Annotated in this window: 25 protein-coding genes and 1 riboswitch; of the genes, 14 read left to right on the top strand and 11 right to left on the bottom strand. The window is 53.5% G+C overall.

The window, feature by feature from the left end:
* Nucleotides 1-21: 21 nt before the first annotated feature.
* A riboswitch (FMN riboswitch) is annotated at nucleotides 22-156 on the top strand.
* Nucleotides 157-230: 74 nt separating this feature from the next.
* Nucleotides 231-668: a 6,7-dimethyl-8-ribityllumazine synthase gene (locus tag ACRBCU_RS11510; RefSeq protein ID WP_431365529.1), complete on the top strand. Its 438-nt coding sequence runs from the start codon at nucleotides 231-233 to the stop codon at nucleotides 666-668.
* On the opposite strand, the gene ACRBCU_RS11505 is transcribed toward ACRBCU_RS11510, so the two are convergent.
* Nucleotides 665-1669 (bottom strand): DUF2125 domain-containing protein, encoded by a 1005-nt coding sequence (locus ACRBCU_RS11505; protein ID WP_431365528.1) that lies wholly within the window; start codon nucleotides 1667-1669, stop codon nucleotides 665-667. The genes ACRBCU_RS11510 and ACRBCU_RS11505 overlap by 4 nt on opposite strands.
* A gap of 58 nt (nucleotides 1670-1727) precedes the next feature.
* Between ACRBCU_RS11505 and ACRBCU_RS11500 the strand changes: the two genes are divergently transcribed.
* From ACRBCU_RS11500 to ACRBCU_RS11490, 3 genes are all read left to right on the top strand, one after another.
* Nucleotides 1728-2255 carry a gamma-glutamylcyclotransferase gene (locus ACRBCU_RS11500; RefSeq protein WP_431365527.1) on the top strand — a complete coding sequence of 176 codons (528 nt, stop codon included), beginning with the start codon at nucleotides 1728-1730 and terminating at the stop codon, nucleotides 2253-2255.
* A gap of 67 nt (nucleotides 2256-2322) precedes the next feature.
* On the top strand, nucleotides 2323-3534 hold the full coding sequence (locus tag ACRBCU_RS11495) for a biopolymer transporter ExbB (protein WP_431365526.1): 1212 nt from the start codon (nucleotides 2323-2325) through the stop codon (nucleotides 3532-3534).
* Complete coding sequence (locus tag ACRBCU_RS11490) at nucleotides 3534-5900, top strand: peptidoglycan -binding protein (protein ID WP_431365525.1); 2367 nt, start codon at nucleotides 3534-3536, stop codon at nucleotides 5898-5900. The genes ACRBCU_RS11495 and ACRBCU_RS11490 overlap by 1 nt, the downstream gene beginning before the upstream one ends.
* 6 nt (nucleotides 5901-5906) lie before the next feature.
* Here the strand turns inward: ACRBCU_RS11490 and ACRBCU_RS11485 are convergent, their stop codons facing one another.
* The 3 genes from ACRBCU_RS11485 to gloB all read right to left on the bottom strand — a co-directional run bounded on the left by ACRBCU_RS11485 (nucleotide 5907) and on the right by gloB (nucleotide 10139).
* Nucleotides 5907-6866: a M23 family metallopeptidase gene (locus ACRBCU_RS11485; protein ID WP_431365524.1), complete on the bottom strand. Its 960-nt coding sequence runs from the start codon at nucleotides 6864-6866 to the stop codon at nucleotides 5907-5909.
* Nucleotides 6866-9190 (bottom strand): ATP-dependent Clp protease ATP-binding subunit ClpA, encoded by a 2325-nt coding sequence (clpA, locus tag ACRBCU_RS11480; RefSeq protein WP_431365523.1) that lies wholly within the window; start codon nucleotides 9188-9190, stop codon nucleotides 6866-6868. Before clpA ends, ACRBCU_RS11485 begins: the two co-directional genes overlap by 1 nt.
* Nucleotides 9191-9371: 181 nt before the next feature.
* Complete coding sequence (gloB, locus tag ACRBCU_RS11475) at nucleotides 9372-10139, bottom strand: hydroxyacylglutathione hydrolase (RefSeq protein ID WP_431365522.1); 768 nt, start codon at nucleotides 10137-10139, stop codon at nucleotides 9372-9374.
* Between the two features lie 62 nt (nucleotides 10140-10201).
* On the opposite strand from gloB, the gene ACRBCU_RS11470 reads away from it, so the two are divergent.
* The 8 genes from ACRBCU_RS11470 (at nucleotide 10202) to ACRBCU_RS11435 (ending at nucleotide 17279) form a co-directional block, all read left to right on the top strand.
* The gene (locus ACRBCU_RS11470; RefSeq protein ID WP_431365521.1) at nucleotides 10202-10966 is read left to right on the top strand and encodes a methyltransferase domain-containing protein; all 765 of its coding nucleotides are present in this window, start codon (nucleotides 10202-10204) and stop codon (nucleotides 10964-10966) included.
* 274 nt (nucleotides 10967-11240) lie between these two features.
* Nucleotides 11241-11801, top strand: a complete 561-nt coding sequence (locus tag ACRBCU_RS11465) for a F0F1 ATP synthase subunit delta (protein ID WP_431365520.1) — start codon at nucleotides 11241-11243, stop codon at nucleotides 11799-11801.
* Complete coding sequence (atpA, locus tag ACRBCU_RS11460; protein ID WP_431365519.1) at nucleotides 11802-13340, top strand: F0F1 ATP synthase subunit alpha; 1539 nt, start codon at nucleotides 11802-11804, stop codon at nucleotides 13338-13340.
* A gap of 13 nt (nucleotides 13341-13353) precedes the next feature.
* Nucleotides 13354-14229, top strand: coding sequence for a F0F1 ATP synthase subunit gamma (locus ACRBCU_RS11455; protein WP_431365518.1), 876 nt, complete (start codon nucleotides 13354-13356; stop codon nucleotides 14227-14229).
* Between the two features lie 18 nt (nucleotides 14230-14247).
* Nucleotides 14248-15672 (top strand): F0F1 ATP synthase subunit beta, encoded by a 1425-nt coding sequence (gene atpD / locus ACRBCU_RS11450; protein WP_431365517.1) that lies wholly within the window; start codon nucleotides 14248-14250, stop codon nucleotides 15670-15672.
* A 55-nt stretch (nucleotides 15673-15727) separates the two neighbouring features.
* Nucleotides 15728-16144 (top strand): F0F1 ATP synthase subunit epsilon, encoded by a 417-nt coding sequence (locus ACRBCU_RS11445; RefSeq protein WP_431365516.1) that lies wholly within the window; start codon nucleotides 15728-15730, stop codon nucleotides 16142-16144.
* Nucleotides 16145-16286: 142 nt separating this feature from the next.
* Nucleotides 16287-16637 carry an H-type lectin domain-containing protein gene (locus ACRBCU_RS11440; RefSeq protein ID WP_431365515.1) on the top strand — a complete coding sequence of 117 codons (351 nt, stop codon included), beginning with the start codon at nucleotides 16287-16289 and terminating at the stop codon, nucleotides 16635-16637.
* A gap of 12 nt (nucleotides 16638-16649) precedes the next feature.
* Nucleotides 16650-17279 (top strand): glutathione S-transferase, encoded by a 630-nt coding sequence (locus ACRBCU_RS11435; protein ID WP_431365514.1) that lies wholly within the window; start codon nucleotides 16650-16652, stop codon nucleotides 17277-17279.
* 48 nt (nucleotides 17280-17327) lie between these two features.
* Here the strand turns inward: ACRBCU_RS11435 and ACRBCU_RS11430 are convergent, their stop codons facing one another.
* Complete coding sequence (locus ACRBCU_RS11430; protein ID WP_431365513.1) at nucleotides 17328-18344, bottom strand: ribose-phosphate pyrophosphokinase; 1017 nt, start codon at nucleotides 18342-18344, stop codon at nucleotides 17328-17330.
* A 107-nt stretch (nucleotides 18345-18451) separates the two neighbouring features.
* On the opposite strand from ACRBCU_RS11430, the gene ACRBCU_RS11425 reads away from it, so the two are divergent.
* Complete coding sequence (locus tag ACRBCU_RS11425; protein ID WP_431365512.1) at nucleotides 18452-19051, top strand: 2-hydroxychromene-2-carboxylate isomerase; 600 nt, start codon at nucleotides 18452-18454, stop codon at nucleotides 19049-19051.
* A 3-nt stretch (nucleotides 19052-19054) separates the two neighbouring features.
* Nucleotides 19055-19870: an alpha/beta fold hydrolase gene (locus tag ACRBCU_RS11420; RefSeq protein ID WP_431365511.1), complete on the top strand. Its 816-nt coding sequence runs from the start codon at nucleotides 19055-19057 to the stop codon at nucleotides 19868-19870.
* Here the strand turns inward: ACRBCU_RS11420 and ACRBCU_RS11415 are convergent.
* The 6 genes from ACRBCU_RS11415 to ACRBCU_RS11390 all read right to left on the bottom strand — a co-directional run.
* The gene (locus ACRBCU_RS11415; protein ID WP_431365510.1) at nucleotides 19848-20894 is read right to left on the bottom strand and encodes a threonine aldolase family protein; all 1047 of its coding nucleotides are present in this window, start codon (nucleotides 20892-20894) and stop codon (nucleotides 19848-19850) included. The two genes, ACRBCU_RS11420 and ACRBCU_RS11415, sit on opposite strands and share 23 nt — an antisense overlap.
* Nucleotides 20894-21367: a YcgN family cysteine cluster protein gene (locus ACRBCU_RS11410; RefSeq protein ID WP_431365509.1), complete on the bottom strand. Its 474-nt coding sequence runs from the start codon at nucleotides 21365-21367 to the stop codon at nucleotides 20894-20896. Before ACRBCU_RS11410 ends, ACRBCU_RS11415 begins: the two co-directional genes overlap by 1 nt.
* Complete coding sequence (locus ACRBCU_RS11405) at nucleotides 21364-22302, bottom strand: bifunctional riboflavin kinase/FAD synthetase (protein WP_431365508.1); 939 nt, start codon at nucleotides 22300-22302, stop codon at nucleotides 21364-21366. Before ACRBCU_RS11405 ends, ACRBCU_RS11410 begins: the two co-directional genes overlap by 4 nt.
* A 48-nt stretch (nucleotides 22303-22350) precedes the next feature.
* Entirely contained in the window at nucleotides 22351-22791 is a 441-nt protein-coding gene (locus tag ACRBCU_RS11400; RefSeq protein ID WP_431365507.1) for a MaoC family dehydratase, read from the bottom strand.
* 103 nt (nucleotides 22792-22894) lie between these two features.
* Nucleotides 22895-23767, bottom strand: coding sequence for a TIGR01459 family HAD-type hydrolase (locus ACRBCU_RS11395; protein ID WP_431365506.1), 873 nt, complete (start codon nucleotides 23765-23767; stop codon nucleotides 22895-22897).
* A gap of 141 nt (nucleotides 23768-23908) precedes the next feature.
* Nucleotides 23909-24618: DHH family phosphoesterase (locus ACRBCU_RS11390; RefSeq protein ID WP_431365505.1), on the bottom strand; the 710-nt coding region annotated here is incomplete at its 5' end.

The following is a 24618-nucleotide window of genomic DNA, read 5'->3' as shown; positions in this document are numbered from 1 at the left end:
CGACGCGGCGTGCAACGAAGGCGGTGTTCTCAGGGCAGGGTGAAAGTCCCTACCGGCGGTGATAGCCCGCGAGCGCCTTTGCAAAACGTGAGGGGTCAGCAGACTTTGGTGGAATTCCAAGGCCGACGGTGAAAGTCCGGATGAAAGAGAGCGGTGCGTTTGCCCTTTGGGGTGGGCGGGCCAATGCGATGCTCTGGGGCTTTTGTAACGTCTAAAACAAAGGTTCCAAAATGACGAAACAACTGAAAATAGCGTTTATAAAAGCGCGCTGGCATGCCGATATCGTGGATCAGGCGCTTGTCGGGTTTGAGGCGGATATGGACAGCGTTGATGCGACTGTTCAGATCAACGCCTTTGATGTGCCGGGCGGATTTGAAATGCCACTGCTTGCCAAAAAATTAGGCGCGACTGGCGAATATGATGCAATTGTATGCGCTGCGCTGGTCGTGGATGGGGGTATCTACCGTCACGATTTTGTCGCTGCCGCTGTCGTGAACGGTTTGATGGAGGCGCAGATGACCACAGGCGTGCCGACCTTCTCGGTCTCGCTCACGCCGCATCACTTCCAGCCGACGCCAGAACATATCGGTTTTTATACCGACCACTTCGTCAAGAAGGGCGCAGAAGCGGCACAAGCCGTGCGCGCAACGTTAGAGCATTACGCTTAACGCAGGCGAAACAGCGGGGCTGGTCCTAATGGGATCGGCCCCAGCTTCATTTGGCCGTCTTTCAGATCAAGCGGCAGATCGAGCGTGTTTCGATTGCCTGAGAGCCCTGATAGCAGTGATAGACCTTGCTCAATCGGGCGTACGAGCTGCGATGGAATCGCGCCAGATGCGGCGCTGACTGCGAGGATATCGCGCCAATTCTGCGCTTTCACAGTGATCTTCCCGTTTGCGCGGCCTTGGGTATCAACATCAAACTCACCTGCGAGCCGTAGCTCTAGCTGCCCCCATTTCGCTTCGATCAGTTTGACGGCGATCTTTGTTGGCTGCGGACGCGCGGTTTGTAGTGCGTTCAAATCCCAAGGGGCATTAAACTGTGCGGTAACATCCGCGCGGGCGTAATCTAACTTTTCGGGCAGCAGGCCAACTTCAAGCCGTAGCCCTTTGGGTTGAGGCAAAGTGAGATCTTTGAGATCAACGCCGAAGTGGTAGTTGTTCGCTGCAGCGGGAGTCGGGGTAAGTTCAACAGCAACAAGAGCTTTACCTGCTCCAAATGCGTCTCCATTGTCCATTTTAACGGCCAATTCGTCCGTTGTGAAATTTGCCTTTTGTAGCGCAAGCGCGGTGTTCTTCTTGACGATCAAAGAGGCGCGCATATCGGTGCTACTAACGGCAGCTTTGCCATACGGGCTGCTAAAGCTCTGTTCGTTAGGCCAAACTGCTATGATATGTTCGGGCTTATAGCTTAACGCGAAAATCTGTAAAAATGGTGCGCTGTAAGCGACGCCTGTTTCCGGGTCGGCCAACGACAGATTGGTGAGCGTCGTATCAAAGCGGCTGGGGAAACCGCGTGTGTTAATATCGTCAACCTCAGCGACCCAACCTTCTGCGCGGCGATCGTCAAACCAGCGCTCAAAGCCAGAATTGGCCCCGTTGGAGCCAACAAACCAATAGCCTGCATAAAGCGTGGCTGCGGCAATAATCACTACTAACAGTCGTATCATGTCTTTTCCTCAAGGCTTGGCTGGTATCTAAGGCAGCTATTCAAAAAGGACCAGTAAGATGACGATGTGGGTGTTTGGATACGGATCACTTTTGTGGAATCCGGGGTTTGAAGTCGAAGACAAGCAAATCGGCTTGATGCATGACTACGCGCGCAGCTTTTGTATGCGTTCCATCCATCATCGGGGCACTTCTGAACACCCAGGATTGGTTCTCGCGCTTGATGAGGTGAAGGGCGCGAGCTGTGAAGGCGTTGCACTGCGCGTCAAAGCTGGGACCGAGACCGAAACGTTGGAATACCTGCGAGAACGTGAATTGATATCCTCGGCCTATCTCGAACGTCTTTTGCCTGTGCATTTGGCCTCTGGCGAGGTTGTCGAAGCAGTCACTTATGTGATTGATCCGAAACACGTGCAGTACTGTCACCTCGAACTGGAAGAGCAGGCTCAGGCGATCGCCACCGCTGTTGGTGATCGCGGTCCAAACACCGACTACCTTCACAATACCGCCCAACATCTGGTCGAACTCGGGATTGAGGATGCCGATTTGAACTGGCTATCACGCCGCGTTGAGGCGCTTTGTTCATAACTCTTGGCTTGTCGCAGTATTCTGCGTATTCTGTTTCCAAATAAGAAACGTGTCAGGAGCAGTCCCCTTGGACAAGCCAGAACGTGAGGTAAGCGCGCAGTTCTCACAGCCTTGGCGGCAAATTACGCTAATGCTGATCGTCAGTGGTTTCGTTGGCCTTGGGGTCTTCGTTGCCATGCCGCGTGTTTTGCCAATTTTCTTGGCGAACCCTTGGCTTAACGGCTTTATCTTAGGCGTCTTCGCGATTGGTGTTTTTGCCTGTTTCTGGCAGGTCTTCCAGCTCATCAAAATGGTTCGCTGGATTGAAGGGTTTGCATCCGAAAAACAAGGTGTGGAAGAGCTATCCGTTCCTAGTTTGCTGGCACCTTTGGCTACTTTGCTACGCTCACGCGGATCGCGCATGCAGATCTCTAGTAGTTCGACGCGCTCAATTCTGGATTCCGTCGCGACACGCATTGATGAAGCGCGCGAAATAACGCGTTACATTGTGAACCTTCTGATCTTTCTTGGTCTCCTCGGAACTTTTTACGGTTTGGCGACCTCGGTTCCTGCAATCGTCGACACGATCCGCAACCTGAGCGCCGCTGAAGGCGAAACAGGGGCCGATGTGTTCAAGCGTTTGCAATCAGGGCTTGAGGCGCAAATGGGTGGCATGGGCGTTGCGTTTGGGTCATCGCTACTTGGCCTTGCCGGATCGCTCGTTGTTGGCTTGTTGGAACTTTTTGCAGGCCACGGACAAAACCGCTTCTACCGCGAATTGGAAGAATGGCTGTCCTCTATCACACGTCTTGGGTATTCAAGCGGCGACGGAGAGGGCGGTGTTGAAAACGCGGCAATGGGCGCTGTTGTCGATCACATGGCGGAGCAGATGGAAGCGCTGCAACTGATGTTCACACAAAGCGATGTGAGCCGCTCGATGGTGGATGACAAACTTTCTTCGCTCACCGACGCGATTTCCAGCATGACGGAACGTATGGAAGCTACGGGCACTGCGACCGACGCCTTGCTGCGCGTCGCGCAAGGGCAGGAAGCTCTGATCGCAAAGCTTGATGGCAGCTCGCTAGGCGGCGACGGTATGGATGCAGAAAGCCGTATGCGATTGCGTTCTATCGACGTTCAATTACTGAAAATTCTAGAAGAAATGTCAGCGGGTCGCGCAGAGACTATGGTCGAGCTACGCGCAGATATTGGCGCGCTCGGCCGCATGCTTACACAACCTCGCAAAGCTCCCGCAGGCGCTGCAAAAGCACAAGCGACGCGCAAACGTGACGGTGCCTAATGGCACTTTCGCGGCGCACAGGACAACGCTTTCAAGGGTCTATCTGGCCCGGCTTTGTCGATGCGATGACGGGCCTCTTACTGGTTTTGATGTTCGTTTTAACCATGTTTATGGTCATGCAGTTTGTTCTTCGGGAAACGATCACGGGACAAGAAAGCAAGCTTGATGATCTGGGCCAAGAAATCGTCGCTTTGGCCGAGGCTCTAGGCCTTGAACGTGATCGAACCGCTGAATTGGAAAACGATCTTGGCGCATTAAATGCAACCTTAGATGACGCAACAACGCGCGCAGAAGCGCAATCCGCCCTTATTTTGGCGTTGCAACAAGAGCGCTCGGAGCAGGACGCCGCCCTGCGCCAAGCTGCGGCGCAGATCACCAGCTTTGAAACGCAAGTTGCGTCGCTGATTGCGCAGCGTGATGATGCTTTGGGCAACATAGCCGCTTTGGAAACCGCGCAGGCGGACCTTCTCAGTGAAAAAGAAGCGCTGGATCTCGCGCTCGCAAGCGCACGCACCGAAATCGACGATCAAGTTGAAGCCGCCCGTTTAGCGGCAGCGCAGCGCGACGCAATGGAAGCCTTGATCGCAAGTCTTCGTCAAGAGGGAGAAGAAAAGGACGCAGTGCTAGATGCGCGCGCAAGCGAATTGGCAGAGCTTCAACAAGCGCTGAGCGCTGAAGAACAAGCCCGACTTTTAGAGGCCGAAGCCGCGAAAGCCCTTCGCGCGCGGCTTGAAACAGCGGATGCAGAGTTAACGGCAATGACCCTTGCATTAGAAGAGCAGCGCAAAGAGGCAGAGAATACGTTGACGCTTCTAGCGGCGGCGCGATCAGCGAGTGAAGATTTAACCGCTCAATTGGCGGCGGCAGTTACCGCAGGACAAGATACTGACCTAGCAAAGGTGGCAGTCGAAAAAGAATTGTCGGAAGTTCTGGCGCAATTGGCTTTGGCGCGCTCTGATCTGAATGCTGCGCTGGCGGAAGGGCAAGATACAGACGCGGCAAAACTGGCCGTTGAAGAAGAATTGGCTGAAGTTCTTGCGCAGTTGGCCTTGGCGCGCAGCAGCCTCGAAGCGGCGCAAGCGGAAGGGCAGGATGTCAGCGCCAGCAAGGCAATCGTCGAAGCCGATCTTGCAGCCGCGCAGGAACAAGTCGCTGAACTGAAGTCAAATTTGGAAGCGGCGCGGGCCAGTCAAACGCGGCTGGAGACCGAGCTAGAGACCGCGGGCGTTGCGGCGACGTCGCGATACGCAGCCTTGATCGTGGCGCAACAGTCAGCTGATGCCAAACTTGCGGCGATGACGGAAAAGCAAGAGAAATCAGCCCAAACGGTTATTGCTTTGACCGCTGAATTGGCGCGAACGCGGGACGCGTTGGCAAAGGCCCAAGCGGATCTAAACGTAGCTCTGGATGACAGCGAGATCGAGCAGACCCTTGCTGCAGCGCTGGCTGCACGTCAAGCCGCAGAACTTGAGCGTGAAGAAGTTCAGCGCCAATTGGCAGCGGCTTTGGCGGCAAAACTGGCGGCTGAAAGGGATGCGGAGGTGCGCCTTGATGATGCGACCGAGCAAGCGATCCTATTGGCGGCGGCGCGCGAGGAACTTGCGGCGCAAAGCGATAGTCTGAGCGAAGCCCAGCAGCAAACGCTAGAGCAACAACGAAAGACCGAGGCGTTGAACCAGCAAGTTGCGGCGCTTAGATCGCAACTATCCAGCTTGCAGGCCATTTTGGACGAGGCCAAAGCGCAGGATGCTGCGGACCAAGTGCAACTTCAAAACCTAGGTTCAGAGCTAAATTCTGCCCTCGCCAGGGTCGCCGCTGAAGAGCGCAAAAGGCGTGAGTTGGAAGAGGCTGAGCGCAAGCGTTTGGAAGCCGAAGCAAAGGCGTTGCAGGCCGAAACCAAGGATCTTGAGCGTTTTCGCTCCGAGTTTTTTGGTCGATTGCGAGATGTACTGGGCGCGCAAGAGGGCGTGCGCATCGAAGGAGACCGCTTCGTTTTTTCTTCGGAAGTGTTGTTTCCGCCGGGCAAGGCAAGTTTGTCAAATGAGGGGCGCGGTGAAGTTTCAAAGGTTGCTGGCATATTGCGCTCAATTGCCGACGATATCCCAGAAGGTATTGATTGGGTAATCCGCGTTGATGGTCACACGGACAATGTTCCGCTTTCTGGGTTTGGCGAATTTGCTGATAACTGGGAATTGAGCCAAGCTCGTGCGCTATCTGTTGTGAAATATATGGTGAACTTTCTAGGTATTCCACCTGACCGGCTCGCTGCGAATGGATTTGGTCAATACCAACCCGTGAACCTAGAAGACAGCGATGCAGCCCGCGCGCAGAACCGTCGAATTGAGCTAAAGTTCACCGAAAAGTAACATTTTCTAGTTCACGACAGTGACATGGGCAAATCGGTTTGCGATGATTTCTCCCTTTCGGGTCAAAGTCACACGACCAGTATATTCGCCCGAGGCCCAGCCTTTTGCAGGGGCTCTTTTCCCAAAAGCACGCCGTTCGCTTTTGCGGGGCGATTTCATCAATATGCTATGACTAAAAATCTCGCCGTTGGGTCCGTCAGCGTAAAACTCCAGAACGTCACCGTGTTGAGTGAGCCCAGCTTCTATGTACAGAACAAGTGGCTGATCTCCAGCAGAGGTTTTCAGCAACGCTTTTGCTGATCTCATGTCTTTGTACTCGGGAACAGAGTTGGAAAAGCCGGCGAAGCGCAAGATAGACGCGTGGTATTCAGGCGTCTCAACCCAAAGCGTTTCCTCAGGTTGTGCGGTTTCGCAAGAATTCGATTGAAACGGTCGAAATGGGTCGATCCGCATATTGTTCTTGGAAACCTGAAAGTGAAGATGAGGGTGGCTGGTTTGGCCAGAGAGACCCACAAGACCAAGAACCTGGCCCGCCTTAATCGCCTCCCCTGGCACTACCCGAACAGAGCCAAGCTTTAGATGACAATAGGTGCTAGTGTATCCATCGCCATGGGCAATAATAACCGCATTTCCACATGCGTTATTGGACGTAACGCCGCGCTGTAAACGATCATCGGGCATTTTATCGCGGGTGCGCAACACCTGACCATCTGCGGCGGCAAAAACACTAACGCCTTTTGTAATGTCAGAAAAATCTAGCAGGGCAAAGTCGGTACCCTTGTGTCCGTCGCGCGTATTGAAACCACACGTGAAATCCTGAGCCTGACGTTCATCGGGATCTGTATCAACATAGTCTTCAATGAAGCAGGTTTTCCCTAGTACGCAATCTAGGGGCTGTTGGAAACGGATGTCTTGCGCCGCGCTGGAGGTCGCGGCGCAAATCAAAAGTGCAAAAAGTGCACGCATCAATCAGCAGTCAGCAGAGGTGGCTTTTTTCCAGACAAACGGGGCTTTTCCGGCCCTTCTGTCTTTAGAACAATCTTGCCGTCCTTCACGTCGACCTTCACAACGCCGCCTTTGGCGAGCTTGCCAAAGAGCAGCTCTTCCGCGAGCGGCTTTTTGATGTGTTCCTGAATCACGCGGCCAAGAGGGCGCGCACCCATTTTGCTGTCATAGCCTTTGTCGGCAATCCATTCGGTCGCTGCTTTGGTCAATTCGAATGTCACATTGCGGTCCATCAATTGCGCTTCGAGCTGTAGCACGAATTTTTCAACCACTTGCATGATGACCTTCTTCGGCAACGCGCCAAAACCAATCACAGCGTCCAAACGATTGCGGAACTCTGGCGTAAACGTGCGCTCAATCGCGGCAATGTCTTCGCCTTCACGGGCGGAACGTCCAAAGCCCATTGCTTCCTTCGCTTGTTCGGAGGCACCTGCATTGGATGTCATGATCAACACGACGTTGCGGAAATCGACAGCCCGTCCATTGTGATCCGTCAGCTTGCCGTGATCCATCACTTGAAGCAGAATATTGAACACATCAGGATGTGCCTTCTCGATTTCATCAAGAAGCAGGACGCAGTGCGGATGTTGATCGACACCATCCGTTAACAAGCCACCCTGATCAAACCCAACATATCCGGGAGGAGCACCAATCAAACGGCTGACAGCATGCTTTTCCATGTACTCGGACATATCAAAGCGCAGCATTTCTACGCCAAGGGTATCTGCGAGTTGCTTCGCAACTTCGGTTTTACCCACGCCAGTTGGACCTGCGAACAGGTAGTTGCCAATGGGCTTTTCCGGCTCGCGCAGACCAGCGCGTGCGAGTTTGATCGCAGAACTAAGTGCGTCGATAGCCGCATCTTGACCAAAGACGACACGTTTCAGACTTGCTTCAAGATCGCGCAAGACCTCTGCATCGCCCTTGGAGACGTTCTTTGGCGGGATGCGCGCAATCTTGGCGACTACTGCTTCAATCTCTTTCGCGCCAATTGTTTTGCGGCGTTTGCTTTCCACAATCAAGTGCTGGGCTGCGCCTGCTTCGTCGATGACGTCGATGGCTTTGTCCGGCAGCTTGCGGTCATTAATATAGCGCGCCGCTAACTCGACGGCGGTCTTGATCGCATCGGAAGTGTATTTAACTGCGTGATGTTCCTCGAAATAGGGCTTGAGACCCTTGAGGATCTTGACGCTGTCTTCAACAGAAGGTTCAGCCACATCAATCTTTTGGAACCTACGCGACAGGGCGCGGTCCTTCTCAAAGTGCTGGCGAAACTCTTTATACGTCGTCGATCCCATCGTACGCAGCTTGCCGCCCTGCAACGCAGGTTTCAGCAAGTTGGACGCGTCCATTGCGCCGCCAGATGTCGCACCTGCGCCGATCACGGTATGAATTTCATCGATGAACAACACGCTATCGGGATGTTCTTCGATCTCTGTAACTACCGCCTTTAGACGCTCTTCGAAATCACCGCGATACCGCGTGCCTGCAAGTAGCGCGCCCATATCGAGTGAAAAGATAGTCGTGTTCGATAGGATTTCGGGTGTTTCACCTTGCACAATGCGGCGCGCAAGCCCCTCTGCGATGGCTGTTTTGCCTACGCCCGGATCGCCCACCAAAAGCGGATTGTTCTTGCGGCGGCGGCACAAAACCTGAATGCAGCGTTCAACTTCGCTGTCACGGCCGATTAGCGGATCAACATCGCCCTTGGCTGCTTTAGAGTTCAGATCAACGCAGTATTTGGCCAGCGCGCTTTCCTTCTTTTCTTCACCTTCCATCGCGGTAGTGGCTTCTTCGTCCATTTCTGGCGCGCCAGACACCGAGCGTGGTTCGCCAAACGCGGGGTCTTTCGCCACGCCATGGGCGATGAAGTTCACCGCGTCGTACCGTGTGATGTCTTGCTCTTGTAGAAAGTAAGCGGCGTTGCTTTCACGCTCTGCAAACATAGCAACCAGCACATTGGCGCCGGTCACTTCGGAGCGACCTGAACTTTGCACATGAATCGCTGCGCGTTGAATAACGCGTTGGAATGCGGCTGTTGGTACCGCTTCTGAGCCTTCGATGTCAGTGATCAAATTGCTGAGGTCGTCATCAATGAAACCCACCAAGGTCTGGCGCAGTTCTTCTGTATCAACCGAACATGCCTTCATCACACGCTCTGCGTCGGGTTCATCCACAAGCGCGAGCAACAAGTGCTCAAGCGTTGCAAATTCGTGGCGGCGCGCGTTAGCCAGTGCCAAAGCGGAATGAATAGCCTGTTCAAGTGTTGTCGAAAATGATGGCACGCGTGTGCTCCTTTTCTTGGGCCCTGCGCGAGGGATGCTGCGCAACCTAGGCCTATTGTCTTAAAGTTTGGTCGATATCCGCCCAGCTTCAAGTGTTTTTTCGCATCTTTCGTTCAAAATTGATGTGAATGCAGTCACAGAACTCACAATTGGAACCAAAGATGTTAAAGTTCACGCGACATCAAAAATTGTCGCGGCGTTTACGAATTTCGGTGAATATTTCCACCGGAGTTACACCGTTCATTCCAAGATGATCGGCGATCTGTGGGACGTGAGCGCGCAAAAACGGATTTGTCGCGCGTTCGAGTTTGAGAGATGTGGGCACGGTTGGGCGATCATCCCCTCGCGCTGTTTGAATTGCGTTGCTTCTAGAAATAAGCGCCGCATTGTCAGGTTCAATAGTCAGCGCAAATTTTGCATTCGTACTCGCGTATTCGTGGCCAGAGTAGACAATCGTGTCTTCGGGAAAGGTTTCGAATTTGCCGAGACTTTCGTGCATTTGCGCGGGGGTGCCCTCGAACAAACGGCCACAGCCAAGGGCCATCAGGCTGTCGGCTGTGAAAACAGCATCGAGGTCGGGCATATGAAATGCAATATGACCAAGTGTGTGACCAGATACGTCAAAGATGCGCGTCGGCGTTCCAAGAATGTCGATCGTATCTCCGTCCTTCAGTGCTTTGGATAGCGGTGGCAGGCGATGCGCATCGGCTTCAGCACCGATTACTTTCAGATTTTCGCGGTTCGCGAGGTCATCTAGTCCGTCCACATGATCCCAATGGTGGTGGGTGAGGAGAACAGTCGTAAGAGTCCAACCACGCGCAGTCAAAGCGTCGTTGATAGGACCAGCATCGGGCACATCGACGATGGCAGCTTCACGCGTTTCCAGATTGCCAATCAAAAAGGCGTAGTTGTCTTGCAAGCATGGGATGGTCTCTATCTCATAAGGCATGGCAATTCGGCTCCGTGTTGATATGGTCGGGGATAGATTGGCTGATCCCGAAGGGCGCTGCAATGCATCTTGACGTGCAGGACCTGCGAAATTTCTATTACCGCTCTGCTTTGGGCCGAGCGGCGCAGCGCGCCGTTCGTAATCGTGTGCTCAAGATGTGGCCAGAAGCACAGGGGCAGACCGTCGCAGGCTTTGGCTTCGCTGCGCCATTGCTGCGACCCTACCTCAACGATGCGCGCCGTGTTGTTGCTCTTATGCCGGGCCCGCAAGGCGTTATTCCGTGGCCGGCAGGTTTGCCGAATGTTTCGGTGCTTTGTGAAGAGATGCTGTGGCCGATCGAAACGGGCCGCGTGGATCGCCTGATCGTAATGCATGGGCTTGAGACATCTGAAAATCCAACCGCCGTTTTGGATGAATGCTGGCGGACCTTGGGGCCAGGAGGGCGGGCGCTTTTCATTGTGCCGAACCGTGCGGGTCTTTGGTCACGCAGTGATAAGACGCCATTTGGCTTTGGACGCCCCTATACGCTCACGCAGCTTGAAGCTCAGTTAAAGCGACACGGGTTTTTGCCAGAAAGACACTCGGCCGCGCTCTATCAACCACCCAGCTCGAAGCGGGCTTGGATGAAAACCGGTGCGTTTTGGGAGCGGGTAGGCGGGCGGATCCCTGCAATTTTTCCATCAGGCGTTTTGCTTCTTGAGGCGTCTAAAAGAGTGCAGGCTCCGACAGGGCCAGGGCATCGGCTTCGTGTGCCTAGTCCGCTTGAAGTTCTCGCCCCAAAACCAGTGCCTGAATCGGCTGTCGGGCTTAAGGGCGACGGAGCTTAAACTCACGTCGCGTCATTAAGGAATCGGAAGAATTCACGAAAAGTGACGGATTCTGTAACCCGATTTAGTGCGCATCTCGTCGCATGCAATGGTATACCCTTAAAAATAAGGGCGATGGACGATCACGCAATTGTATCAAGATATGTTGCGATGAAGCAAACCCTCTGCTACATCGGCCCAGAATTTCACGCACCGGCATATGTCGGAGCTCAATCGCTCTCGACCTACTCCCCCTCGGGGACGGGAACAGGGCCAGAATATCGGAAGGGTGGACGTGTCCGAACCAGCTTCGATTTCCTCAGGTATCGCTGCGCGCTATGCCTCAGCAGTTTTCGACCTTGCCAAAGATGGCAAAGCGCTCGCTAAACTCGAAACCAATGTAGACGATCTGTCTGCTGCACTTGATGAGAGCGCTGAATTACGCGATCTTATTTCTTCGCCAGTTTATACGCGCGATGTTCAAGGTGCGGCGATTGCAGCAGTCTCCAAGAAAATGAAGTTGCAGCCTGTCATGGCCAACACGCTGAGCCTTATGGCGACAAAGCGTCGTTTGTTCGTGTTGCCGCAACTTGTGTCCCAACTGCGCGCTTTGATCGCAGAGGACAAAGGTGAAGTGACCGCGGACGTTACATCCGCAACTGCACTGACCAAAGCGCAAGCCGACAAACTGGCCAAAACGCTAAAGGCCAATGTAGGCAAAGACGTTAAGATAAATGCGACCGTTGATGAGGATCTCATCGGCGGTCTTGTTGTAAAAGTTGGCTCGAAGATGATCGACACGTCGATCCGCTCCAAGCTGAATTCCCTCCAGAATGCAATGAAAGAGGTCGGATAAATGGGTATCCAAGCTGCAGAAATTTCTGCGATCCTAAAGGACCAGATCAAGAACTTTGGCAAAGACGCCGAAGTTGCTGAAGTTGGCCGGGTTCTGTCCGTCGGTGACGGTATCGCCCGCGTACACGGTCTGGACAATGTTCAGGCCGGTGAAATGGTTGAATTCCCCGGTGGTATTCAGGGCATGGCCTTGAACCTCGAAGCGGACAACGTTGGTGTTGTTATCTTCGGCTCCGACCGCGACATTAAAGAGGGTGACACTGTTAAGCGCACCAACTCTATTGTTGACGTTCCGGTTGGTGACGAGCTGCTTGGCCGCGTTGTTGACGGTCTTGGCAACCCACTTGACGGCAAAGGCCCGATCAAGTCTTCCAAGCGCGTTGTTGCTGAAGTTAAAGCACCTGGCATTATCCCACGTAAATCCGTTCACGAACCAATGGCGACAGGCCTGAAGTCCGTTGACGCGATGATCCCAATTGGTCGTGGCCAGCGAGAGCTGATCATTGGTGACCGTCAGACCGGTAAAACTGCCGTTGCTCTGGACGCGATCCTGAACCAGAAATCCTACAACGAAGCTGCTGGCGACGACGAGAACAAGAAATTGTACTGCGTTTACGTTGCGATTGGCCAAAAGCGTTCCACAGTGGCGCAGCTGGTTAAGAAGCTCGAAGAGTCCGGCGCGATGGAATACTCCATTGTTGTTGCCGCAACCGCGTCCGAGCCTGCACCTTTGCAGTTCCTCGCACCATATGCTGCGACATCCATGGCGGAGCACTTCCGCGACAACGGCCGTCACGCTCTGATCATCTATGATGACCTTTCTAAGCAAGCGGTTGCATATCGTCAGATGTCCCTGCTTCTTCGCCGCCCACCAGGCCGTGAAGCGTATCCAGGTGACGTTTTCTATCTTCACTCCCGTCTGCTTGAGCGTTCTGCGAAGCTGAACGAAGAGAACGGCAGCGGTTCTTTGACGGCTCTGCCAGTCATCGAAACTCAGGGCGGCGACGTTTCTGCGTTTATTCCGACAAACGTGATTTCGATTACAGACGGTCAGATCTTCTTGGAAACAGAATTGTTCTTCCAAGGTATCCGCCCAGCTGTGAACACAGGTCTCTCTGTTTCTCGTGTTGGCTCATCCGCTCAAACAAAAGCGATGTCTTCTGTTGCGGGCCCAGTGAAACTGTCCCTCGCTCAGTACCGTGAGATGGCTGCGTTTGCTCAGTTCGGTTCCGACCTTGACGCCGCAACTCAGCAGCTCTTGAACCGTGGTGCGCGTTTGACCGAGCTGATGAAGCAGCCACAGTATTCACCGCTGACAAATGCTGAAATCGTCTGCGTGATTTACGCGGGTACAAACGGTTTCCTCGACAAAGTTGACGTTTCTGACGTTGGCCGCTTCGAGGCTGGCATGCTGGCGCACATGCGCTCCAAGCACAGCGACCTGCTGGACGAGATCACCAACAACGATCAGAAGATCAAAGGTGAGATTGCAGACAAACTTAGCGCAGCACTTACCGAATTCGCTTCTGATTTCGCGTAAGGGGATCTGACAGATGGCAAATCTTAAAGATCTCAAAAATCGGATCGAGAGTGTGAAAAACACACGCAAGATCACGAAAGCCATGCAAATGGTTGCCGCGGCGAAACTTCGCCGCGCGCAGGAAGCTGCCGAGCAGTCACGTCCCTACACAGAGCGTTTCAACGCTGTGATGGCGGGTCTGGCGGCTTCGGTTGGTGGTTCTGACTCTGCGCCCAAACTGCTTAGCGGTACGGGCAACGACGATACCCACCTGTTGGTTATCATGACCTCTGAGCGTGGTCTTTGCGGTGGTTTCAACACCAATATCGCAAAGAAAGCGCGTGCGCATGCTGACGGACTTCTCGCTGCTGGTAAGACTGTCAAAATTCTGACAGTCGGCAAAAAAGGCCGCGATAGTCTCAAGCGTGACTTTGGTCAGTACTACATCGGTCACTTTGATCTCTCTGAGGTCAAAAACATCGGTTACTCAAACGCTCAAGACATCGCTGGCGATGTTCTGGCGCGCTTTGATGCCGCTGAGTTCGATGTTGCGACGCTCTTCTATGCGAAGTTCGTGAACGTGGTCACCCAAGAGCCGCAAGCACAGCAGATTATCCCTGCAGCGTTTGAGGCAGAAGAGGGCGCAGAGGCGGCAACGCTTTATGACTACGAGCCAAGTGAAGAAGCCATCTTGGCTGACTTGCTACCACGCGGCGTGGCGACAGCGGTTTTCTCAGCTCTGCTGGAAAATGCTGCGTCCGAGCAAGGTTCGCGGATGTCCGCGATGGACAATGCGACACGCAACGCGGGTGACATGATCGACAAGCTGACGATCCAGTTCAACCGTTCACGTCAGGCCGTCATCACCAACGAGCTGATTGAAATCATTTCGGGCGCGGAAGCGCTCTAAAAAATCGGAGTTTACGACATGGCTAACGCAGTCGGAAAAATTACTCAGGTCATCGGCGCCGTCGTTGACGTGCAGTTCGAAGACAACCTTCCAGAGATCTTGAACGCTCTGGAAACAACAAACCAAGACAAAACACTTGTTCTTGAGGTTGCTCAGCACCTCGGCGAGAACACTGTTCGCACAATTGCGATGGACGGTACTGAAGGTCTTGTTCGTGGTCAGGAAGTGACCAACACGGGCAACCAGATTTCTGTTCCAGTTGGTAACGCAACACTTGGCCGCATCATGAACGTTACAGGCGATCCTGTTGACGAGCAGGGCCCAGTTGCAGCAGAAGCACGCCGCCCAATTCACGGCGATGCGCCAACGTTTGAGCAGCAGTCCACAGCGACAGAAATCCTCGTGACAGGCATTAAGGTTATCGACCTTCTCGCGCCTTACACGAAGGGTGGTAAAATTGGTCTCTTCGGTGGTGCGGGTGTTGGTAAAACAGTTCTCATCATGGAACTCATCAACAACATTGCGAAGGTTCACTCCGGTGTTTCCGTTTTCGCGGGTGTTGGCGAGCGTACACGTGAAGGTAACGACCTTTACCACGAGATGATCGAATCTGGTGTTATCGTTCCTGATAACCTCCCAGACTCCAAAATTGCTCTCGTATACGGTCAGATGAACGAGCCTCCCGGTGCGCGTATGCGTGTTGCTTTGACTGGTTTGACACTGGCCGAGCAGTTCCGCGACGACACAGGTACAGACGTTCTGTTCTTCGTTGATAACATCTTCCGCTTTACACAAGCTGGTTCCGAGGTTTCCGCCCTTCTTGGCCGTATTCCTTCCGCGGTTGGCTACCAGCCAACACTTGCGACCGACATGGGCGCGATGCAGGAGCGTATTTCTTCCACGAAGAACGGTTCCATTACATCGGTTCAAGCGGTTTACGTTCCAGCGGACGACCTTACTGACCCGGCTCCAGCGACATCCTTTGCGCACCTCGACGCGACAACGGTTCTCGATCGTTCGATCTCTGAGAAAGGTATCTACCCTGCGGTTGATCCACTCGGTTCCACATCGCGCCTTCTTGACCCACTTGTCATTGGTGACGAGCACTACAAAGTTGCGACAGACGTTCAGCAGGTTCTTCAGCGCTACAAGTCGCTTCAGGACATCATCGCGATTTTGGGCATGGACGAATTGTCAGAAGAAGACAAACTGGCTGTTGCACGTGCACGTAAGCTAGAGCGCTTCTTGTCCCAGCCGTTCGACGTTGCGAAAGTCTTCACAGGTTCTGACGGTGTTCAGGTTCCACTCGAAGACACAATCGCGTCCTTCAAAGCGGTTGTCGCAGGCGAGTACGATCACCTTCCAGAGGGTGCCTTCTACATGGTTGGCGGCATCGACGAAGTGATCGCAAAAGCCGAGAAGATGGCCGCAGAAGCAGCTTAATCCCTGATTTGGTTGGTGCTGGCCATGGCCTGCACCACCTACAAAGGAGACGAACATGGCGGATACATTGCAATTCGATCTGGTTTCCCCAGAGCGCAGCCTCGCATCTATGCAGGCTACAGAAGTGCAAATCCCAGGCTCTGACGGTGACATGACAGCTATGGCTGACCATGCACCAACGATCACAACATTGCGCCCCGGCGTATTGAAAGTGGCCGGACCAGAGGGCGATGCTGAATATGTGGTCACTGGCGGTTTCGCAGAGATCGGTGAAGGCGGTATTTCCGTTCTGGCCGAGCGCGCGATCCCAAAGGCGGACATGGATCAGTCAACGCTGAAAGGCATGATCGACGCAGCAACTGACGTCTTTGCAAAGGCTCAAGAAGCCAAGAGCGAAGCGGCAGACGACGCAGCCAAGGTTTTGGCTGACACCGTTGCTATCGGCGATGCACTGGGAATTAGCGTTAACTAAATTGACGCGTATATGATTAGAAAAGCCCTTCCGGTCATCGGGAGGGCTTTTTCGTTTCAAACTTGATACTGGCATGTCAAAATGATGCCAATATTCAACTTTAGGAAGAACGTAAGTTAACTAGTAAGAACGCAAAGCCCTTATGAAACGTATCCGCAGTCATCTTTTTGGTATTGATCAAGGCGAACACGTCATGTTCTCGGACTACGAGAACGATGGAAAGATGTGGTCTGGAAGTGGCACGCGTCAACGCAAGAAGACGATCGTCTTTTCAGAACCATTTGCAGACACACCTTCTGTTCAGGTCTCTATGTCGTTGCTCGATTTGGACAAAGATACCAACGTGCGTGCAGATGCGCAGGCTAAGAATGTCTCGACGACAGGTTTCGATCTGATCTTCCGCACTTGGGACGATACACGCGTCGCGCGGGTACGTCTTTCTTGGATCGCGATGGGTGCTTTGATTGATGACGAAGGGTGGGAGCTGTACTAAGTTGCCAGTGATATGACGCGCCCGATCCTCTACTCCTTTCGTCGATGCCCCTATGCCATGCGCGCTCGCTTAGCGATTGCCTCTTCTGGCTTGCGGCCCGAACACCGTGAGATTTTGCTAAGGGACAAGGCACCTGAATTTCTTGAAGCCTCCCCAAAGGGAACTGTGCCCGTGGTGGTTGATGATGGCGCAATAATCGAAGAATCGCTTGAAGTGATGCATTGGGCGCTTGCCCAGAATGATCCAGAAAACCTGTTGAATATGTCAAGCGAAGGTGACGCCTTGATCGAAGAGAACGACACGAGCTTCAAAAAGGCGCTGGATCGCACCAAATATTTCTCGCGCGTCGGGTCCGATCCAGAAGTGGAACGAAGGAACGCGCAGGTCTTTTTAGATAAACTTGGTCAGCAACTTGAAGGGCGCGACTTCCTTTTTGGAACGCGGCCTACCCTTGCTGATCTCGCGATCCTGCCTTTCATTCGCCAGTTTGCCCATATCGACAGAGGCCGCTTTGATAGTGATGCGCCTATTGCCGTTCGCAGCTGGTTGGACAGGTTCTTGGCCTCTGATCGATTTACACAGATCATGAGCAAGTACCCGAAATGGACAAACGGCGACGAAGTAACAGTGTTTCTTCAATAAAAAAGGCCGCTCAGCGAGCGACCTTTTCCAAACAGTTTTGCAGTCCATTTACACCGAATAGAGACCTTCGTAGATCGGCCCCAGAGTTTCCGTTTCGAAAAGTGACGAAACAGAGGTGCCGTTCCAGATATTCAATGTCGCTTGAGCAAACATTGGCGCGGTTGGAACGATACGAATGTTTGGCGCGTTTTTCACCGGATCTGTTGCTTCGATCGTGTCGGTGATGACCAACGATTTCATCACAGAGTTTGTCACGCGCTCGACAGCAGGGCCGCTTAGGACGCCGTGTGTGATATAGGAGTGAACTTCCTTTGCGCCGTTCTCTAGTAGAACCTCGGCGGCTTTGCACAAGGTCCCAGCCGTGTCGCAAATGTCGTCTACGATGATACAGGTCTTGCCTTCAACGTTTCCGATGATTGTCATCTCAGCGACTTCACCGGGTTTCTCACGACGCTTGTCAACGATGGAAAGGGGAGCATTGATCCGCTTTGCAAGTTCGCGCGCTCGCGCAACGCCGCCTACATCCGGGGACACGACCATGACATCCGACAGCTGGTCTTTGAAGTTAGACAAAATGTCCAATGCAAAGATCGGAGAGGCATAGAGGTTATCAACTGGAATATCGAAGAAACCCTGAATTTGCGCGGCGTGAAGATCCATCGTCAAAATACGTTCAATACCAGCTTCAACCAACATATTCGCAACGAGTTTGGCTGTGATCGGAGTGCGCGCCTTTGTACGACGATCCTGACGGGCGTAGCCGAAGTAAGGGATAACCGCTGTAATACGCTGCGCTGACGAGCGACGCAGGGCATCTGCCATGATCAGCAGTTCCATCAGATTATCGTTCGCAGGGTTGGACGTCGGCTGGATGATGAACACATCTTCGCCGCGAACATTGTCGAACATTTCTACGAAAATTTCGCCGTCGTTAAAACGCTCTACCCGCGCGTCCACTAGGCCGACGTTCATGCCGCGGTGCATCGACATGCGGCGCGCAATGGCTTCCGCCAGAGGCTTGTTTGCATTACCGGAAATAAGCTTGGGATCAGTGAGATTGGGCATGAGCAGGGTCCTTGGCAGCCAATTCGCGCGCAGAGAATCGCGAGGTTGACACCGCTTAGCATGGCTCTACCGTGCGGCAAAGCTTGTCAGTTCTTTGGAGAGACCAGATGCCACATATTGACTACTATTTTTCGACTTTGTCCCCTTATGTCTACCTTGCTGGAGGTCGGCTTGAAGAAATCGCTGCCAAACATGGATGCACGATCAACTATAAGCCTTTGGATATTGGCCAACTGTTTATGCGCACAGGCGGCACGTTGCCAAAGGACCGCCATCCGAACCGAATGACATACCGTGCGCAAGAACTGCCGCGTCAGGCCAAAAAGGCAGGAATGCACCTGAATATGAAGCCCGCGCATTGGCCCACAAATGCTGCGCCGTCTGGCTATGCGATTATCGCAGCGCAGCGCGCAGGGGGCGGTGATCTTGGCAAACTCGTGCAGGCGTTCTGCCGCTCAGTCTGGGTCGATGACAAGGAAATCGCCGATGATGATGTCATTCGTGGCTGCCTCGTTGAAGCGGGCTTTGATGCGGCTCTCGCTGATAGCGGTATGATGGAATCGGCAGAAACCTATGCAAGCAACCTCGATGAAGCAGTGAATGCAGGTGCCTTTGGGACACCGTTCTATGTCACAGACCAAGGCCAGCAATTCTGGGGACAAGACCGCCTAGAAGACTTGGACGCTGTTCTGTCTGGCGAATTATAAGCCATGGTGAAAAGAGTTCTTGCGGGGGTTCCAACCCAGCTTAGCACGTATGGGTTTGGTCCGCGTAAGGCTCTGCTGCTTCACTGCTCGCTCGCGCATGGCGGCGTCTATACCAAGCTGGGCGCAGCCGTTGGCGGCGCGCTCACAGTGACCAGTTTCGATCAACCGGGACATGGGCGGGCAGCAGATTGGCAAAACGATTGCGATCTGCAAGATAAAGTCAGGGATATGGCGCTGGAGTTGATGACAGAGCCGGTTGATCTGATCGGGCATAGCTTTGGCGGCGTTATCTCACTTCGCCTTGCCGCTGAGCGCCCAGAAATGGTGCGAACGCTAACGCTGATCGAACCTGTAATGATGGCCGTTGCAAAGGCCGATAATCCAATGGCTGAGGATATCATCACAAGGGAAATGACAGGTTTTCACGAAGCGATGGAGCGCGGAGATCGCGAGACAGCAGCGCGTGTCTTTACGGCGTCCTATGGTGATGGCCGCCCGTGGGATAGCCTGAGCGAGCAAAGCCGTAAAGCAATCACGGATCGCATCCATATGATCAGCGCGGGCCAACCAGCTGTTCAACAAGACTTGCATAATTTGGTTGGGGCAAACGCGTTTTCCAAAATTTCGGCACCAACGCTCATTATCGACGGCGGATTGGGCGGACCAGTCATGGACAGCGTGTGTGATGGTCTTGCGCGGCGTATCCCAAATTCAACGCGCGTGTGCATTCCGCAAGGCGGGCATATGGTTCCGTTGACACGTCCAAACGCAGTCGGACGAGAGATATTGCAATTGGTTAGCCAGTCGCCAGCGCTATGAATTGATCTATCTGCGCATCTGAAACCGACCAGTCACATACCAATCGGCTGAGCAGTAGATCATTGTCATCACCGCCTTCTAGCTCGTCCATCAAATAATAGACAGCGCCGCCCGTTTGCAGGCGTTTGTGCGCAGCACGGGGCAGTTTGGCGAAGACAAGGTTGGCCTCGGGCTCGCAAAGGAATTCCGCGCCCTCAATTGCGCGTAACCCATTGGCAAGGCGTGCCATATTGGCGTTTGCCTTCGATGCACTGGTCAACCAAAGATCGTCACTCAGGTACGCTTCCATCTGCGCAGCCAAAAAGCGGCTCTTGGAGAATAGATGCGCGCCCCGTTTGCGGCGCAACTCGAACTCCCATGACTTTGCGGGATCAAAGAAGATCACTGCTTCAACGCCCATCAAACCGTTCTTGGTGCCTCCAAAGCTAACGGCATCTATGCCCAGCTTCCAAGACATCTGTGCTGGCGTACAGCCTAGGGCGACCAAAGCATTGCCAAAACGCGCGCCATCAAGGTGCACAGGCAGGTCAAATTCCTTTGCCACGTCGACCAAATCCTGCAACTCATCAAGCGAATGAACAGAGCCTTTCTCAGCGACTTGTGTTATTGAAACTGCGCCGCGCTGCGGGCCATGAACACCGCGTGTGCCTTCCTTGGCGATTACGCTTCGCAGGTCGTGAGGGTTCATCTTGTCCACATCACATGGCACGATCGTAAGCTTGCCGCCGCCAGAATAAAATTCTGGCGCGCTGCATTCATCCTCGAGGATATGGGCGACAGCAGAGCAGAATACGGTCTCATAAGGTTGGCTTAGACAAGCCAGAGCGATCGAATTAGCCGCCGTTCCAGTGGCCACTAAATGCACCATCGCATCGGGGGCTTCAAATATCTCGCGAATTTTTGCTTGAACGCGCTGGCTCGCGGCATCCGCGCCATAGGGCATTGCATAGCCATCATTTGCGCGGGCAATTGCCTCAAGAACTTCAGGGTGAACAGGGCCTGCGTTGTCAGAGGCGAAAAACATTAGGTTGGCTCCTCGATGATATGCTCTTCCCAATCGTCTTCATCGACTTCGAATTCAGGAATGGTCCTACCCTGCATCGAAACGCCAGCTTTGTGAACACTCTCCATGCTGCCAGAAATCAAGGGGTGCCACTCTTCTAACGCCCGGCCCTCATAGACCAACCGATAAGCGCAGGTCTGTGGCATCCAATAGAGGTGATCGGGGATATTGCTAGGCTTCAGTACGATACATTCCGGCACGAATTGATGTCGAATTTCATACTGTGCGCAGTGGCAAGAGGTATCATCCAACAAACGGCAGGCAATATTGGTCAAGACAACAACGCCGCTGTCTTCGTCCTCAAGCTTGTTTAGGCAGCATTTACCGCAACCATCGCATAGCGCTTCCCATTCTTTTTGGGACATATCCGCCATCTTTTTGCGCTCCCAAAAGCGCTTGGATAGGCCTGCGCGCTCTATCGGGTCGTCGCTCATAGAGCTGCCAATATTGCACGCGCTTTCGCGCTGTCTGCATCCATCTGCGTGATCAACGCATCAAGCCCATCGAACTTTTCTTCAGGACGCAGATATTCGATCAGCGCAACGGAAAGCGTCGCGTCATAAAGATCGCCAGAAAAATCAAAGATAAAGGTTTCAAGGTTCGCACTATTCTCGCCAAACATCGGACGCACACCGAGCGAAGCAACCCCGTTATATTGGCCTTTATGCGGGCCATCTTGAACCTCAACCAACACGGCATAAACGCCAAGTTTCGGCGGGTGGAGGCCGTCAATCGACATATTTGCAGTTGGATAGCCTAGAACACGGCCACGTTGTTCACCGCCTATAACAACGCCTTCAATGCGGTGCCAATGGCCGAGCATTGCAGCAGCGTCGCGCGGCTTGCCTTCACTCAATGCGGCTCGAATGCGGGTCGATGACACTTGGCCTTGTGAGCCTTCAACCAGCTTGGCAATCGTAACGCCAAAGCCCAGTTCTTTGCCGAATGCCTCTAAGTCAGAGGCTTTTCCAGCGCGTCCCCGGCCAAAGCAAAAATCGGCGCCAACAACAACATGGCGCAACCCTAAACCCTGGTGAATGACACGCGTTGCAAATTCTTCGGGGCTCAGCTCTGCAAGAGCGGTGTTAAAGTTGAGTTGATAGAGCCGCTCGACACCAATTTTATCCAAACGCGTCGCTTTTGCCGCCGAACTCATCAACCGAAATGGATCGGCATTCGGGGCAAAATACTCGCGAGGATGGGGATCAAACGTCATCACACCGCACGGGGCACCGATCGCTTCTCCAGCAGTGCGGGCGATATCGATCACAGCTTGGTGGCCGATGTGAACCCCGTCAAAGTTACCGATCGCAGCGCTCGCGCCGCGATCTTCAGGGGTTACATAGGTGTAGTCTCGAATAATACGCATGATGCTGGCCTAGCTGGCCTTTTCAGCCGTTGCAAGCATCCTCGCGCGTCATTTTGGTGTGCGCGTCGGTGCGAGGACAGTCGCTTCACCTGAGAGCACTTTTTTGCCATCTACCATGCAGCGGCAGTCCATTTTTACACGGCGCTTTTCGCGATCAAATTCGATGACTTCCAACTCAGTGTAGACTTCATCGCCGGGGCGTACCGGGGCAAGAAACTTAAGGCTCTGACCCATGTAAACCGTTCCATGACCGGGGAGTTGCTCGCCAATCACCGCAGACACCAAACCAGCGGTCAACATGCCATGTGCAATGCGTCCACGAAACATGGTGCCTTTCGCGTATTCGTCATCAAGATGGACAGGATTGCGATCTGTTGTGACGTCGGCAAACATCTCGATGTCTTTGTCGGTAATGACCTTGGTCAGGTGACGTGTAATGCCAACTTCCATGTCTTCGATGTAGATCGTACCGCGGGGCAAGTCGTCCATGGGGATGTCCTCTGTCTGAGTTCGTCAGGTAATAAATGATCGCCGCAAGAGGCGTCTTGATAACTTTATTACTTTGCAAGCGCAGCATTTGGCAAGTGGAAAACTACCGCAGATAGCCAATCGCAAAGGTGGGTGCACCAGTTTCCTTAATCAAATATGCGTCCAGTGCAGCAGGGTCGGGGTCTTTCACGGTTTTTGTCTCAGCGCGGGCAAGGCCACCAGTGATGAAGAGAGAATCAATATCTTCGCCCATTGCACCTGCAATATCGGTATGAATCCCATCGCCAATTGCCAAAATGCGATCTTCAGAAACTGGTTTGCCAAGTGCGGACAATCGGCGTCGCGCCAAATCGTAAATCGGTGGGTGCGGCTTGCCAAAGTAAAGGCTCTCCCCGCCCATCTCGGTATATAGCGCGGCCAAAGCACCAGCGCACCACTCGCGCGACTCGCCGCGATCAACAACAATGTCAGGGTTAGCGCAAAGTAGCTTTAGACCCTTTTGTTTGGCAAAAAGAAATTGGGGACGCATCACGTCAGGATCGGCCAGAGGATCAAAGGGACCAGCGCAGACGATGCCATCTGCATCTTCCAACGGCACTTGCTGAATTTCGGCAGGGTTTTCCAAAATGTCTAAAGGCTGAAAGAAATTCTGATCGTGATCTTCGCCAATGAAAAAGACCTTTTCACCGACCGCGCCGCGATACATTGCAGAGCGCGCAGAATCGCCAGACGTGGCAATGCTGTCCCATGCATCTTCAGGTACCCCAAAATGTGCCAGTTGCTTAACCACTCCGGCGCGTGGGCGGGGCGAGTTGGTGACGAGAACGACCTTACCACCTGTTTTGCGATAGGCCTGCAAAGCGGCGACAGCTTCGGGCAATGCCTTGACGCCGTCATGTACGCAGCCCCAAAGGTCTACGAAAAGCGCGTCATATTGGTGGGAAATCTCAGAAAGGGACGAGATGATACGGGTCATTGGCAGGCCTCAAAACAAGTTCTTTCGCCCTGAGTACACCAGCTGTGGCCAAAACGGCACCCTTCCTCTCTCTTAAAATATCTCCGCCGGAGGCAAACTAAAAAAGAAGAGCGCGCGCCCCGAAGGGCGCGCACAATATGATCAGACTTTAAGGTTAGGGATGATTTGCTTTTTGCGGCTAACAACGCCTTCCAAAACAACGGTATCCGCTTCAGCCGTAACGCCGAACGATTTTGCAGCGACGTTTTTCACCAGATCGTTAGGGACCAGCAAAGTGCTTTGCTCGTTCAGAATGTCCACGACGAACAAAAGAACCTGATCCACGCCATCCTCGGACGCAACTGATGTCATTGTCTCCATCAGGCTCGCTTTGCGATCCAGAACCGTTGCTGGCGATGTGGTTTCTAGAACAGAAACGCGGAACTTTGTGCCGTCGACCGCGTACTCTTTAGAGTCCATGCGAAGCAACTCAGCGTCGGAAAAGCTGGAAACGTCAGATTTCGCAGCAAACATCTCAGCTGCATATGCAGGGATGTCGATGCCAAGATCGCCCGCTAGTTTCTCTGCCACTGCTTTGTCGTGCGCTGTGGTTGTCGGGCTGCGGAATTCCAATGTGTCGGACAAGATGCATGTCAGTGCAGCGCCTTTCATGGCGTCTGGCATTTTCGCGGCGTCAGCGCCCATCAGATCATGCATGATCGTTGCCGTGCAAGCCAGCGGGCGGATCGTGATGTCGATCGGACCTTTGGTCATGATACCGCCGATAAGTGCGTGGTGATCGATGATCCCTTGCACGTCTGCATCGTTGATCGAGGCTGGCAATTCAGCTGGGTTGTTGGTGTCAACAATCA

This window comes from Planktotalea sp. (assembly GCF_050633725.1).
Lineage (GTDB): Bacteria > Pseudomonadota > Alphaproteobacteria > Rhodobacterales > Rhodobacteraceae > Planktotalea.
Note: the sequence above shows the minus strand (reverse complement) of the source record. Positions and strands in the feature narration are given on the sequence as shown.